The organism is Bacillus cereus group sp. RP32, assembly GCF_040459735.1.
GTDB classification, from domain to species: domain Bacteria; phylum Bacillota; class Bacilli; order Bacillales; family Bacillaceae_G; genus Bacillus_A; species Bacillus_A wiedmannii.
The window spans coordinates 409,316-423,944 of record NZ_JARVHO010000001.1; the positions used below are offsets into that span (position 1 = coordinate 409,316).

A 14,629-nucleotide genomic window follows, 5' to 3' on the forward strand; every position below is an offset into this window, starting at 1 on the left:
ATTCTTCTGCCGAATATATAAGTTAGAGAAAATTACGGATAAAAATAGCCCGAACCATGCAGGGCATGATTCGGGCTTATATTCAGATTAGTAAGCTAAGCTGAATAGACCTTTAATGTGTGATAAGTAACGAACGTTACTAGCTTCTTTCATTAATGATGCTGGTAAGCCTTTAAGTGGAGTATTGCTTGCTCCGATTGTAGCAACAGCATCTTTACGCCCTAGACTAGCAAGTGTTCCAGAGTTTACAGGTGCGAACTCTTCGAATGCTTTGCCTTCTAGTGCTGCGTATAAGTTGTATCCAATTAACTCACCCATTTGCCAAGCGATTTGTGCAGTTGGTGGGTATGGACGTCCGTCTGGAGCGAAGACAACAGCGCTGTCTCCAGCAACGAATACGTCTTTGTGAGAAGTAGATTGTAGGTATGCATCAACTGTTGCACGGCCACGGTTTACTTCAAGACCTGATTCACCGATTAATGGGTTACCTTGTACGCCGCCTGTCCAAACGAATGTGTTAGCAACAAGTTTTTGACCGTCTTTTAAGTCGATTTCATTGCCAGCAACGTTTGTTACAGGAAGACCTGTTAAGAATGTAACACCGCGTGCTTCTAGGCTAGTAGTTGCACGTTCGATTAAGTGGTCTGGTAATACTGGAAGGATTTTTGGACCTGCTTCAACAAGAAGAAGTTTAACTTCTTTTGGATTTACGCCGTGGCTTTTTGCAAGTTTAGGCATAATGTCAGCAAGCTCACCAACTAGCTCAACGCCAGTTAATCCGCCACCACCGATTACGATTGTAGCATCAGCTTCGTTTTTCGTTTTCGCGTATTCACGAATACGGTCTTCAACGTGTTTGTAGATTTTGTTTGCATCAGCAGCAGATTTTAATACCATGCTGTTTTCTTCTAGTCCTGGAATACCGAAGTAAGCAGTTTTACTTCCTAAAGCAACTACAAGTGCGTCGTAAGATAAAGTAGTGCCACCAGCTAGTTTAATTTCTTTGCTATCAACTGAGAATGACTCAACTGTTGCGATTTTAAGATCGATGTCTTTACCTTTGAAAAGCTTTGTAAGTGGCATTGCAATTGCTTGCTCAGCAACGTTACCAGCTGCAAGGCGGTGTAGTTCAGTGATGATTTGGTGTGTTGGGTATTGGTTAATCACTGTAACTTGTGCTTCTGATTTGCTGTAATATTTACGTACGTTTAAAGCGGCAAGAAGACCGCCATAACCAGCGCCTAAGATGACAATTTGTTTTGACATAGTATGATATCCCCCGTCTTTACTAATTGTTGTTATAAGTTAACTTATTTATTGTTACGTTCTGCACTAATTTGAAGATATGCGTTCACAAAGCGGAACATTTTTTGTGCTTGTGGGTCTTTTAGTAATTTTAATAGACCGAACAGGCCGATAACTTCGTTGCTTTCGTCAGCACGATCTTTCGCTTCGATAGCAGTTGCAGCCATGCCTTTCACTGTATCTTTTACAGGTTCTACAAGCTCTGTGATTGCACTAACAGTGTCGCTTTTTAATACTTCATCAGTAGCAACAGTTTGAGCGAAGTCATAAGACTTAGTTAAAATATTAACAAGCTCAGTTAATTTTGGAAGCTGTTCTACTAGTGTAGTTAATGATTCTTGTACCTCAGGTTTTAACAACTGATCAAGTACATCAAGTTGTCCTTGGCTAGCAGAAATTTGTACAGTTTCTTGTTCTGGCTTTGTTTGAGTCATAGTTTCTGGCATCTCCAATTCTCCTTTACGATAGCAATACTCTTATTTTTGATAGGTAAGATAGTAAACGTTTGCGAAACTTTATACAAAGTTTCACAAAGCACAATAAAATGCCTTTAAATTTATGCCAGCAAGTAAGCTGAAATCATAAATCCAAAACCATAATGTCCTACCTATTATTTATGAACTGTCCGATACATGGCTTGTCCGCATAATGGAAAGTTCCTTTATCGGAAAGTGTATATAATATATATCCTATATTATATACTATATACACCTATGTTAACATAAAAATGATTCCTAATTATTTGATATTAAGCGTATAATGTAGTACTGACAAGGCGTGAAAGCGCATAAATTATTTTGTTAAGGTTAGAAATGTACGTATATATAAATAAAAAAAGGAAAAAATGGACAAATTTATGTTCATTTTTTCCTTTTTTTATTGTTCACCTTCTGTAATTAGCATCGATGTGTTACCGCTTTTTTCAAGGTGGCATTCGCCCCAAGTACAAAGGGAATCAAGAATGGATTCTAAAGACCAACCGTAGTCTGTAAGAGAATATTCTACTTTCGGTGGTACTTGATTGTATACCTTTCTTTGAATAACTCCGTCTTCTTCTAATTCGCGTAATTGCTGTGTTAACATCTTTTGTGTAATACCAGGCATGAGACGTTTTAATTCACTCGTTCTCTTTGTACCTTTCGTTAAATGGCAAAGAATAACGACTTTCCATTTTCCGCCGATAACCTCTAAAGTCGCTTCAACGGGAATATTATATTTCTTCATATAAAAAATCTCCTTTGATGAATGTAGATTTCAGTTCTCCAACAAAAGAAGCTAAATCATTTAAATGTTACTAAAAAGTACCTATAGCACTTTAAAGTACGTACTTTTTATCATGTTGAATATGTTCCATAATAGCATACGTAAGAGGTAAATGAGTAGTACGGTACTAAAAAGTGCCTATGTTACTTTTGGGTACCTATCGTACTTTAAAGTGCGTTCTTCAAAAAAAGAGTGAAGCCATTCATAATAGCATATATCAGCAGTAACATTATTTTTGTAGAAGAAAAAAGGCCTTTTTTCATACTATTATGATTGGATTTCTCGTATTAAGGAGGAGTTCAATTGAATTCATATACAGTATCTTCTTCGGTAGTACAGACGAATCGGAGAAGCATGTTTGCTTTATTAGCACTAGCAATTAGTGCGTTTGGAATTGGTACAACCGAATTTATTAGTGTCGGTTTATTACCATCTATTTCAGAGGATTTACATGTTTCTGTTACAACAGCGGGTTTAACCGTTTCTTTATATGCATTAGGAGTAGCGTTTGGTGCCCCAGTATTAACGTCATTAACAGCTAGTATGTCGCGAAAGACGTTATTAATGTGGATTATGATTATTTTCATTATTGGTAATGGAATTGCGGCAGTGGCAACAAGTTTTACTGTGTTGCTTATCGCAAGGGTTGTATCTGCGTTTGCACACGGCGTTTTTATGTCGATAGGATCTACAATTGCGGCTGCGCTTGTACCAGAGAATAAACGTGCGAGTGCAATTGCATTTATGTTTACTGGTTTAACTGTTGCGACCATTACAGGCGTACCGATTGGAACATTTATCGGTCAACAATTTGGTTGGAGAACATCGTTTATGGTAATTGTGGCAATTGGAATCGTTGCCTTAATCGCCAATAGTATGCTAATTCCTTCTAACTTAAAAAAAGGTACGTCTGTATCATTTCGCGATCAATTCAAACTGATTACGAATGGAAGGCTATTACTTGTATTTATTATTACTGCATTAGGATACGGGGGAACATTCGTAACGTTTACGTATTTATCTCCGCTATTACAAGAAGTAACAGGATTTAAATCAAGTACCGTTACAATTATTTTGTTAGTGTATGGAATTGCAATTGCGATTGGGAATATGGTTGGCGGGAAATTATCAAATCATAATCCGATTCGAGCATTATTTTACATGTTCTTTATTCAAGCAATTGTATTATTTGTTTTAACATTTACAGCGCCATTTAAAGTCGCTGGACTCATCACAATTATTTTTATGGGACTATTTGCGTTTATGAATGTTCCTGGGCTACAAGTGTATGTCGTTATCTTGGCTGAGAGATTTGTTCCAAGTGCTGTTGATGTGGCATCAGCGATTAACATTGCAGCATTTAACGCAGGAATTGCTCTTGGTGCTTACTTGGGCGGTATTGTAACGAACTCGTTAGGGTTAATTCATACGGCCTGGATAGGCGGCATCATGGTAGCGGGGGCTGTTATTTTAACAGCGTGGAGTATGACATTAGAAAAAAGAGATCCAGTGAAATAAGGGAGAGAAAATATAATGAAAAATTTACAAAGTACAACAACATTGCATAACGGTGTAGAAATGCCTTGGTTCGGTTTAGGTGTATTTAAAGTAGAAGATGGACCAGAACTTGTAGAAGCTGTAAAATCGGCGATTAAAGCAGGATACCGCAGTATCGATACAGCTGCAATTTATGGAAACGAGAAAGCTGTAGGAAAAGGAATTCGTGCTGGTATAAAAGAAGCAGGGATTTCTCGAGAAGATTTATTTATTACTTCAAAAGTGTGGAATGCAGATCAAGGATATGAAACGACACTTGCTGCATATGAAGAGAGCTTAAAAAAATTAGAGCTAGATTATTTAGACTTATATCTTGTTCATTGGCCTGTAGAAGGGAAATACAAAGATACGTGGAGAGCGTTAGAAACACTGTATAAAGAAGATCGTGTGCGTGCAATTGGCGTAAGTAACTTCCAAATCCATCACCTAAAAGACGTATTAGCAGGTGCAGAAATGAAACCGATGATTAACCAAGTAGAATATCACCCTCGTTTAACACAAAAAGAATTACAATCGTTCTGTAAAGAGCAAGGTATTCAAATGGAAGCATGGTCACCACTTATGCAAGGTCAATTATTAGATAACGAAACGTTACAAGAAATTGCTCATAAGTATGATAAAACGACAGCTCAAATCATTTTACGTTGGGATCTTCAAAATGAAGTTGTAACAATTCCGAAGTCAACGAAAGAACACCGCATTATTGCAAATGCTGATATATTTAATTTTGAATTAACGAAAGAAGATATGGAGAAAATTGATGCGTTAAATGAAAATCATCGCGTTGGTCCAGACCCTGATAATTTTGATTTCTAAACTTATAGTGAAAGAAAGAGTGCAAAAATTTTGCACTCTTTTTTGTTTTGTTTATGCATAAAAAATTTTTCTAACTAAATAATAAACAGTAGTAAATTTGTTATTTTATAAGGGGTTGTAAACATGAATATAAAACGATCGTTCAAGCTAATGGCTATTCTTTTAAGTGTTTTATTTGTGTTATTTCCGCTGCAAAAAGCATTCGCGGAAGTTATGGATCATACAAAGTATCAGATGGATTGGAGTTATAGTAAGTCAAAGAAGAAACCAATTCGAACAGAGCTTATTAAAACAGCAGATGGAAAAATTGCCTTTTGCTTAAATGTAGATTTGAAATCTCCAAGCGGTCAAGATTTACCGGAAATGGGCAAAGTGGATATTAATGTATACCGTGTGCTGTTAAATGGGTATCCGCAAAAGAGTCCACAAGAATTAGGTGTTTCTGATTGGAGAGAGGCACATTATGCAACGCAGCTTGCAGTATGGAATGCGTTAAAACAAATTGATATTAATGATTTAGATTTCCGTAATAAAAATGTAGAAAAGGTAACGAAAGATATCGTTGCAAAGGCAAGTGCTAGTGAAGAATTACAAGAAATTACGATGAGCGTAATACCGTCAGAAGAACAACAAGCAGTGTTGAAAAATGATTTCTTTGAAACAGGTTTATATACAGTAGAAACAAATGCGAAAAGCGGAACATATAAAGTGCAAGCAACAGGTGCACCAGAAGGCGCGAAATTTGTAAATGAAAAGGGCGAAGCAAAAATGGAATTTAATGTAGGAGAAAAGTTCCGCATCTTAATTCCGAAACAAACACCAGCTGGTGGGTTTAGCTTTAAAGTATTAGGAAATTTAACAAAGTTACAAGGGATTGCACATAAAGGGACACCGACTATTCAAAATGCAGTTGTATTACTTGAGCGTAGTGAAGAAAAAACAAGTCCGGAGTTATCGGTAAGTTGGAAAACAACAAATGGTCATGATAATAAACCACATACTCCAAATGAACCACATAAACCGAATCAAAAGAGATAATGAAAAAGCATTGGCACACGGCCAATGCTTTTTTGCAGTTCATTTATTTACAGAGCCATTATCTTTAGTAAAGCAGTTTGCATATGCACTGAATGGATCTTCGATATTTTTCATTATATGGTTGACGCTTTTACAATGTATCGTTTGGTGGTTATTCGTAGATAGAAAAAGGAGTGGATTATAATCGATAAAGATATTTTAATGTTACCGCTAGTACTTATAGCGATTGCTCTATTTCTTTTCACTTCACAAATCTACATAGCGACCCTTTTGTATAAGTATGAAAAGTCTTGGTGGTGGGGAGGACTTAGTTTTCTTTTACCGTTCGGACTCAATGTGTATATATATCAAATTATTATATTAGAAAATCGAGTGGGGATATTGTTTGAAGGACTAAATTTAAGTGAAAGAAAATTATGGAGAAAAATATATGTTCTTGTTTGCATGCTTCGGATTTCTTGCATCGCCAGCATGAATATTTTGATCAGTACGGTATAATGAAAACAAGAAATGAGAGAGAGATAAAAAATGAAACTTCGTATTTGTAAAATAACGACAGAAAATCGGCATGAAATTGCTAAGTTAAAAGTAACAGAGGAACAGCATAAATTTATTGAAAGTACAGTTGAAAATTGTTTAGTTGATGCTGAAACAAAATATAAAGAAGATGCAATTTCGGTAGGGCTATATGATGGTGATACACCTATTGGATATGCAATGTATGGCTGGTTTGAGGAAGAAGAAAAGGCTGTATATTTAAATCAATTTGTCATCGACAGTGCATGCCAAGGAAAAGGGTATGCAAAACTATTATTACGTTTGTTGATGGACCATTTTAACACAGAATATAATTGCAAAGTTATGTATTTAAGCATACATCCAGAAAATAAACTTGCACAAAAGTTATATGAATCAATAGGCTTCCATTTAACTGGTGAAATTGAAGATGAATGGTTACATGGAAAAGGATTTATAATGAAACGTATGCTGGATTAATAAAAACCTGTCCGGAAGATTAGTATCTTTCAGGCGGTTTTTTTTATTTTAAAATAGCATTATAATTTAAAATTTTAACATTACGATTTTTATATTAAATTCATAAAATTGTAATATTAATCTAATTGAAATGTCTATCTAAGGAGAAAAATATCGTGTACAATTCACTTTGGAAAAACTGTCCATAGATGGATGCCTATGAATGAATTGTAAAAAACGATATTTTTATACACATTTTTCATGTATAGACAACAATACATATTAAATGTATTTCTTATCATTATCCCGTGATGTAAAAAAGGAGAACTCATCATAAAACATAGAGAAAGATGAGGAGGAATTTTAGACTTAAAATTTTTTGCTATATAAGAAAGCGAATACATATAGGGAATAAAGGTAAGCGATATTGGGGCGCGAAGTTTTGTTGTGTATTTAAAATGGTTGTATAAAGATAAATTGATTTTGCAGTAAATGAATATATCTATGATGGTTTGCATTACAAAAAAGAATAGGGGACACAGATTATGTCGAAGAAAAAGACGAGTAGGGTATTAGTAGCTGGAATATGTATATCTACATTATTATCGCCAGTAGCTTTCGAAGCATCAAAAGGATATGCGGCACCTTTGGAAGAGAATAAAGGTGGGAATTTAGAAGAGGTTAAAGAGAATAAGTTTGAGCAGAGAGTGTTTCAATTGCCAGGGAAAGGTAGTGTAGAAGAAGAGCAAGAGCGTTTAAAGATGCAATTAGCTTTTTCGCCTAATGAACCGACTGGAATTTATACAAAACCGAATGAAAAAATTAGTATTGAGATAAAAGGAAATCAGCCAATTAAGGCATTTATAGGGACCCATTCTTATGAAGAAGCAGCCCCGAAAGAATTTGATTTGAAACCGGGAAAAAATGTGATTTCCTCACCTAATGGAGGTATTTTATATTTTTATAATTTAAATAGATCAGGCGAGGTAACAGCAACTGTTACAAATGGAGGTACTCATTTTCCTTTATTTGTATTAGGGAAACATACGAAAAAAGATTGGGATGAAATGCTAGAAAAATATAAAGATCCTTATGCAATAGAACTAAAAGGTAATAGAAGCTTAATTACTGCAAGTTATGAAAAAGTAGAAAAGAATATGAAAAATACGGATCCAATAGAATTAATGAAGAAACACGATGAAGCACTTCGTATTGAAAGTAAGATGTCAGGGTTATTAGATGAAGGGACTGGAGTTGCAGGACCTATAAAACATTATACCCACTTTGTTGAGACGAACTATACTGACAGTACAGGTGACATGTTTGCGACAGACTATTATACAGGATATCCAACAGACACGATAAAGTATGTCTTAAATATAGATTTGTTCCAGCGTGATGGCTGGGGACCTTGGCATGAGGTCGGACATATACATCAAATGCTACCTTGGATGTGGGAGGGTACAGAGGAGACTACGGTGAATATTTATTCTCTTGCGGTTCAATTAGCTTTTGGAAATGAATCACGTATGGAGAAAGATGGGCGTTATGAAAAGGCATTCGAATATATGAATCAACCAGATGATGAAAAGGATTTTGATACATCAGATCCACTTATTATGTTCTGGCAGTTGCATTTAATTTATGGAGATAAATTCTATACAAACCTTCATCAAATGTATAGAGTGATGTCTGATACGGAATTTCCTATGCTAGATACGGACAAGGTTCTTTCAAATAGAGAGCAACAACAAATATTTATTTATATGGCTTCAAAAGCATCGGGACAAAATTTAATTTCTTACTTTGCAAAGTGGGGATTACATGCAGAGGCGGATACTGTAGAAAAAGTAAATAAACTACAATTACCTGAACCGAAAAATGAAATATGGTTATCGAGAGATAGTAATCCGATTCGTGAAAAACAAGTTGAAGCATACAAAATTCCTTATGGTGAAGCGGTTAATACAGTACCAGATATTTTAATAGGTACAGAATTTGATGAGAAAAAGGCGAGTGAACTTGTACAAAATTTAGGTAGAAATGTAAAAGTAACAGGGAAAATAGCATGGCCTAAACAAGAAAATGGAAAACAAATTGTAAATGTAGAAATTGTGGATACAGAAGGTAATGTGAATGCGATTCCTGTACCAGTTAACGTTGTGTATGGTGATAGTATGGCATTTAAAACATATTGGAATACAAACTCTGTGTTGACTTTAAATCATAAAGATAAAAAATTTAAAACGACATTAGTAAGAAATATATTGGAACATAGTTATCGAAATCAAAAATATGTGGGTATCACAATATATGATGCAAACGGAAATGAAAAGAAGAGTATTTCAGCGGAAGGACATGAAGGATTAAAGAGTTTTGTAAAAGAGTTAGATGAAATGTCTTTTGAATATGGGGACATTTTAAAGGTGTATCATATCCAACCTCAATATTTAGCTTGGTATCATGATAATAAACTTGTAGATCAAGGCGCCGCAAAAAATAAAAACGAAAAGTTCTTTAAAATTACAGAACAAGGATATGAGTTAATAGATGGTTTACAAGAAATAACAGCGAAACCTCAACAAGTAGTAGTCGGAACAGACGTTGAAAAGTTAGATGCCAAAAACTTTGTTCAAGTAAAAGATGGAGAAGTAGTTGGATTTGTAGAAAAACCAAATACAACAAAAATCGGTGAGCAAAAAGTAAAAGTAGAAACGAAAGATCGTTTCGGAAATAAGAAAGTAACGGAAGTATCGTTAGAAATCATTTACGGTGATAGCATTATGTTCTTTGGTACAAGTTATGGCGGAACAAACATTAAATCGGTTGTAACGTTGAACCATGAAGAGAAAAAATTGAGTACAACAGCTTCAGAAGGTAAAATGCATACTTCATTTGCAGATGAAAAGTATATGGAAATGGCTGTATACGATAAAGCTGGAAAAGAGAAGAAAGCAGTATCTGTAAAAGCATCTGAAAATACGAAAGCATTCGCAGAACAATTCAATGGAATGGCTTTTGAATATGGCGACATAGTAAAAGTATATCAAAGAGAATTTGATCGATTTAAAGTGTACAAAAAGAATGAATTCGTGGATGCACAGTATGGCGTTCATGAAATATTCTTTAAAGTTACGGAGCAAGGTTTCGAAAGAATGGCAGCTCAGCAGGAAGTAACACCAGTGCCGCAAAAAGTAGAAATTGGGACAGAAGTTGAAAAGTTAGACGCGAAAAATTTTGTTCAAGTAAAAGATGGAGAAGTAGTAGGCTTTGTTGAAAAGCTAAATACAACAAAAATCGGTGAGCAAAAAGTAAAAGTAGAAACGAAAGATCGCTTCGGGAATAAAAAAGTGACGGAAGTACCAGTGGAAGTAATTTATGGTGATAGTATTATGTTCTTTGGTACATGGTATGGTGGAACGAATATTAAATCGATTGTGACATTAAACCATGAAGAAAAGAAATTGAGTACAACGAATTCAGAAGGTCCAATGCATACTTCATTTGCAGATGAGAAGTATATGGAAATGACTGTATACGATAAAGCTGGAAAAGAGAAGAAAGTAGTATCTGTAAAAGCATCTGAAAATACAAAAGCATTTGCAGAACAATTCAACGGAATGACTTTTGAGTATGGTGATGTAGTAAAAGTATATCAAAGAGAGTTTGATCGATTTAAAGTGTACAAAAAGAATGAATTCGTGGATACGGCATATGGAGTTCATGAAGTATTCTTTAAAATTACGGAAAAAGGTTTTGAAAGAACAGAAGGTATAAAAGAGATAAAGGCTTAACAGAAAAAACGCCTGTAAACATTATGTTAAAGTGACTCTAAATAGTGATATATGAAAAAACATCTCCTGAATTCGCACACTAATTGTGCAAGTTCAATGGAGGTGTTTTTTGTTGAAGACAGTAGTTTATTATCTAGAAGAAATAAAGAGAAAGGTGAAGGTAGTATCATCAGTAGGTCATGGCGAGGAAAAGGATATGTAACACATATATTATTTTAAGATAATATAATATATGAAAATCTTAACGTCCAGATTAAATGATTATATTCACAAAATTGTAACATTATTCTGATTGAAAAGGCTATCAAACGGTGTAGAAAGCGTGTAAAATTCAGTTGGAAAAACTACCTATAGATGGTCATATATGAAGAAAATGTAAGTTCATATTATTATTCACAATTTTAGATGTATAGATGACAATACTGAAATATATCTTTTACTATTCTCTTTTTATGTAGAGAGAACTCGTCACAAGTAGAGGGAAGTGAGGAGAATACAGTACATAAAAATTTTTATAATGTAAGAAAGCGAATACATGGAGAGAAATGCGGTAGTAAATGACACAGGTGCGCGAGGTGTTAGTCTATTCATTAAATGTTTTTATGAAAATAATAGGATGTCTTATTAAATGGATATATATAGGATGGTTTCTCTAAATAAAGGAACAGGGGACACAGATTATGTCGAAGAAAAAGACGAGTAGGGTATTAGTGGCTGGAATATGTATATCTACATTGTTATCGCCAGTAGCTTTCGAAGCATCAAAAGGATATGCAGCACCTTTGGAAGAAAATAAAGGTGGGAAATTAGAAGAGGTTAAAGCGAATAAATTTGAGCAAAGAGTGTTTCAGTTACCGGGTAAAGGTAGCGTGGATGAAGAAAATAAACGTTTAAGAGTTAGTTGGAAACTTTCTGCGAATGAACCGACTGGAATTTATGCAGAGCCAAATGAAGAGATTACAATTGACATAAAAGGAAAGCAGTCTATTCAAGCTTTTATTGGAACGAGATCTTATGATGAAAAGGACCCGGAAGAGTTTGATTTAAAACCAGGGAAAAATGTTATTTCATCTCCAAGAGGCGGTATTTTATATTTTTATAATATGAATAACGAAGGAGAAGTAACAGCTTCAGTTACGAATGGTGGTAGTCACTTCCCTTTATTTATTTTAGGTAAGCATACGAAAAAAGATTTTGATGAAATGTTGAAGAAATATAAGGATCCTTATGCAGTTGAATTAAAAGGTGAGAGAAGTTTAATTACTGCGAGTTATAATGCTGTTCAAGATCATATGAACGATACAGATCCAACAAAGTTAATGAAATTACACGATAAGATTATTCGTTTGGAAAATGCAGTAGCAGGATTATCTGAAGACGGTGTTGGGGTTGCAAAATCTCCAAATCATTACGTTCAGTTTGTTGAAAAACGGAATCCTGATGAAGATGACTTTATGTTTGCGACAAATTATCATACAGGATATATTCCAAGCGCAATGAATAGAGTTTTAGATATAGAAGTGCTTGAAAAGGATGGATGGGGACCATGGCATGAAGTTGGACACTTACATCAGCAAGCACCTTGGAAGTGGTCTAAAGTAAGCGAAGTCACAGTAAATATTTACTCATTAGCCGTTCAAAAGGCGTTAGGGAACCGATTAGAAATGGATGAGCACTATAAAAACTCATTTGAATATTTAGAGAAGCCTAAAGCAGAAAGGATCATTGATGACATTAATCCTCTTACAATGTTTTGGCAATTAAATGTAGTGTATGGAGAATATTTCTATCCTAGGTTACATCAAGCTTATCGTTTGTTACCACAGAGTGAAATGCCCGCGTCTGATGAAGAGAAAAAGCAAATATTTGTTTATATGACATCAAAAGTGGCAGGGCAAAATTTAATTCCTTTCTTTGAGGAATGGGGATTAACGCCAAATAATGATATTAGAGAGAAAATAGAAAAATTAAAGTTACCTAAATTAGATAAGGAAATCTGGAAAGCTACAGATAGTAATGATATTCGTGAAAAGCAAGTTGAACCATATAAGGTTCCGTATGGTGAACCTGCTAATGAGGTGCGAAATCTTGTAGTTGGTACAGAGTCTGATGAGAATGAAGCAAGTAAGCTCGTTCAAAATTTAGGTGAGAATGTAAAAGTAACAGGTAAGATTGTATGGCCTAAATTAGAGAGTGGAAAACAGGAAGTGTTAGTAGAAATTGAGGATGAAAAAGGAAATAAAAATTCAATTCCTGTTCAAGTCAATGGAGTTTATGATGACAGTATAGTTTTTCAAGGACTTTCAGATGTTGTAGTGTCGACAGTAACGCTTCGTCACAATGAGAAGAAGTTAAATGTAAACTTTACTAATAATGAAATACATTACCGTTTTGGAAAAGAAGAATATATGGGTTTAACAGTATATGATCGAAATGGAATTGAAAAGAAACGTGTATCAGCAGAAGGGCAAGAAAATGGAAAACGATTTGCGCTTGAACTAAATGGATTGGATTTTGAATATGGTGATGTAGTAAAAGTATTTCACGCAGAACCAGGTCGTTTGAAGTGGTACAAAAATAATGCACTTGTAGATCAAACGAAAGCTAAAAACAAAAAAGATAAATTATTCCAAATTACTCCGCAAGGGTTCGAATTAAAAGATAGTTTACAAGAAGTGACGGCGAAACCGCAAAAAGTAGTAGTTGGAATGGATGTAGACAAACTAGATCCGAAAGAATTCGTACAAGTACAAGATGGAGAAGTGGTTGGGTTTGTAGAGAAACCAAATACAACAAAAATCGGTGAACAAAAAGTAAAAGTAGAAACGAAAGATCGTTTTGGGAATAAGCAAGTGACAGAAGTATCATTAAAAGTGACGTATGGAGATAGTATTGAGTATGTAGGATATAACAATGAAATTGCTTCAGTTATAACGTTAAAGCATGATGAGAAGAAATTACATGCGACTGATATGGATGAACAAATTCATGAATACTTTGATAAAGAACAATACATGGGAATCACGTTATATGATCAAAACGGAACGGAGAAAAAGCGTGTAACAGCGGAAGGGCAAGAAACTTCAAAGAACTTTGCAGAGCAAGTAAATGGAATGAAGTTTGAGTATGGAGATGTAGTGAAAGTATTCCATGCAGAACCAGACCGCTTAAAATGGTATCAAAATAATAACTTTGCTGGTCAAGGTGAGAAAAAAGGGACAAAAGAACTATTCTTTAAAGTGACAGAAAAAGGTTTCGAGAGAATGGATATGTTGCAAGAAGTAAAAGCCGTGCCACAAAAAGTAGTAATCGGAACAAATAGCGAAACGCTATACGCGAAGAAATTTGTTGAAGTACAGGGTGGAGAAGTAGTAGGTTTTGTAGGGAACCTTGATACGACAAAAATTGGTAAGCAAACAGTAAAAGTAGAAACGAAAGATCGATTTGGAAATAAGAAAGTGACGGAAGTTCCTGTGGAAGTTACATATGGAGATAGCATAGTATATCAAGGTGTGTCCGATGTAACACGTTCGATTGTTACGTTAAATCATGATGAAAAGAAATTACATGCAACATTTACAAATGATGAGATTCATTATCGTTTTGTAAATGAACCGTATATAGGCCTTACGATTTATGATGGAAAGGGAAATGAGAAAAAACGTGTAACAGCAGAAGGGCAAGAGACTTCAAAGAATTTTGCTGAGCAAGTAAATGGCACTCCATTTGAGTATGGAGATGTTATTAAAGTGTATCATGCAGAACCGAGTCGTCTAAAATGGTATAAAAAGAGTAAATTAGAAGAGCAATTAGCTTCAACAAAAGTTTCATTTAAAGTTACTCAAAGTGGGTTAGAACAAGTAAAGGGAATATAGAAAAAC

At 34.8% G+C, this 14,629-nt stretch carries 9 protein-coding genes; 6 read left to right on the top strand and 3 right to left on the bottom strand.

Going from position 1 to position 14,629, the window contains the following annotated elements; translation table 11 throughout:
* Positions 1-87 precede the first annotated feature (87 nt).
* The 3 genes from QCI46_RS01950 to QCI46_RS01960 form a co-directional block, all read right to left on the bottom strand.
* Complete coding sequence (locus QCI46_RS01950; protein WP_000043194.1) at positions 88-1,266, bottom strand: NAD(P)/FAD-dependent oxidoreductase; 1,179 nt, start codon at positions 1,264-1,266, stop codon at positions 88-90.
* 44 nt (positions 1,267-1,310) lie between these two features.
* Positions 1,311-1,751: a DUF1641 domain-containing protein gene (locus QCI46_RS01955; RefSeq protein ID WP_001115312.1), complete on the bottom strand. Its 441-nt coding sequence runs from the start codon at positions 1,749-1,751 to the stop codon at positions 1,311-1,313.
* Positions 1,752-2,181: 430 nt separating this feature from the next.
* A complete protein-coding gene (locus QCI46_RS01960) occupies positions 2,182-2,529 on the bottom strand; it encodes a winged helix-turn-helix transcriptional regulator (protein ID WP_000760478.1) in 348 nt (115 codons plus the stop codon).
* A 393-nt stretch (positions 2,530-2,922) separates the two neighbouring features.
* Here QCI46_RS01960 and QCI46_RS01965 point away from each other — a divergent pair, with 393 nt between their 5' ends.
* The 6 genes from QCI46_RS01965 to QCI46_RS01990 all read left to right on the top strand — a co-directional run bounded on the left by QCI46_RS01965 (position 2,923) and on the right by QCI46_RS01990 (position 14,623).
* The gene (locus QCI46_RS01965) at positions 2,923-4,086 is read left to right on the top strand and encodes an MFS transporter (RefSeq protein WP_353841820.1); all 1,164 of its coding nucleotides are present in this window, start codon (positions 2,923-2,925) and stop codon (positions 4,084-4,086) included.
* 15 nt (positions 4,087-4,101) lie between these two features.
* The gene (locus tag QCI46_RS01970) at positions 4,102-4,941 is read left to right on the top strand and encodes an aldo/keto reductase (protein ID WP_483299007.1); all 840 of its coding nucleotides are present in this window, start codon (positions 4,102-4,104) and stop codon (positions 4,939-4,941) included.
* Positions 4,942-5,064: 123 nt separating this feature from the next.
* Entirely contained in the window at positions 5,065-5,979 is a 915-nt protein-coding gene (locus QCI46_RS01975; protein WP_353839480.1) for a thioester domain-containing protein, read from the top strand.
* A 528-nt stretch (positions 5,980-6,507) separates the two neighbouring features.
* A complete protein-coding gene (locus tag QCI46_RS01980) occupies positions 6,508-6,975 on the top strand; it encodes a GNAT family N-acetyltransferase (RefSeq protein ID WP_353839481.1) in 468 nt (155 codons plus the stop codon).
* Positions 6,976-7,499: 524 nt separating this feature from the next.
* On the top strand, positions 7,500-10,748 hold the full coding sequence (locus QCI46_RS01985; protein WP_353839482.1) for a M60 family metallopeptidase: 3,249 nt from the start codon (positions 7,500-7,502) through the stop codon (positions 10,746-10,748).
* Positions 10,749-11,428: 680 nt separating this feature from the next.
* Entirely contained in the window at positions 11,429-14,623 is a 3,195-nt protein-coding gene (locus tag QCI46_RS01990; RefSeq protein ID WP_353839483.1) for a putative mucin/carbohydrate-binding domain-containing protein, read from the top strand.
* The last annotated feature ends 6 nt before the right edge of the window (positions 14,624-14,629 follow it).

Bases quoted from the DNA above. Each gene is read 5' to 3' on its own strand.
- QCI46_RS01960 (WP_000760478.1), bottom strand. From the start codon at position 2,529: ATGAAGAAATATAATATTCCCGTTGAAGCGACTTTAGAGGTTATCGGC.
- QCI46_RS01985 (WP_353839482.1), top strand. From the start codon at position 7,500: ATGTCGAAGAAAAAGACGAGTAGGGTATTAGTAGCTGGAATATGTATA.
- QCI46_RS01975 (WP_353839480.1), top strand. From the start codon at position 5,065: ATGAATATAAAACGATCGTTCAAGCTAATGGCTATTCTTTTAAGTGTT.
- QCI46_RS01965 (WP_353841820.1), top strand. From the start codon at position 2,923: ATGTTTGCTTTATTAGCACTAGCAATTAGTGCGTTTGGAATTGGTACA.
- QCI46_RS01990 (WP_353839483.1), top strand. From the start codon at position 11,429: ATGTCGAAGAAAAAGACGAGTAGGGTATTAGTGGCTGGAATATGTATA.
- QCI46_RS01970 (WP_483299007.1), top strand. From the start codon at position 4,102: ATGAAAAATTTACAAAGTACAACAACATTGCATAACGGTGTAGAAATG.
- QCI46_RS01955 (WP_001115312.1), bottom strand. From the start codon at position 1,751: ATGCCAGAAACTATGACTCAAACAAAGCCAGAACAAGAAACTGTACAA.
- QCI46_RS01980 (WP_353839481.1), top strand. From the start codon at position 6,508: ATGAAACTTCGTATTTGTAAAATAACGACAGAAAATCGGCATGAAATT.
- QCI46_RS01950 (WP_000043194.1), bottom strand. From the start codon at position 1,266: ATGTCAAAACAAATTGTCATCTTAGGCGCTGGTTATGGCGGTCTTCTT.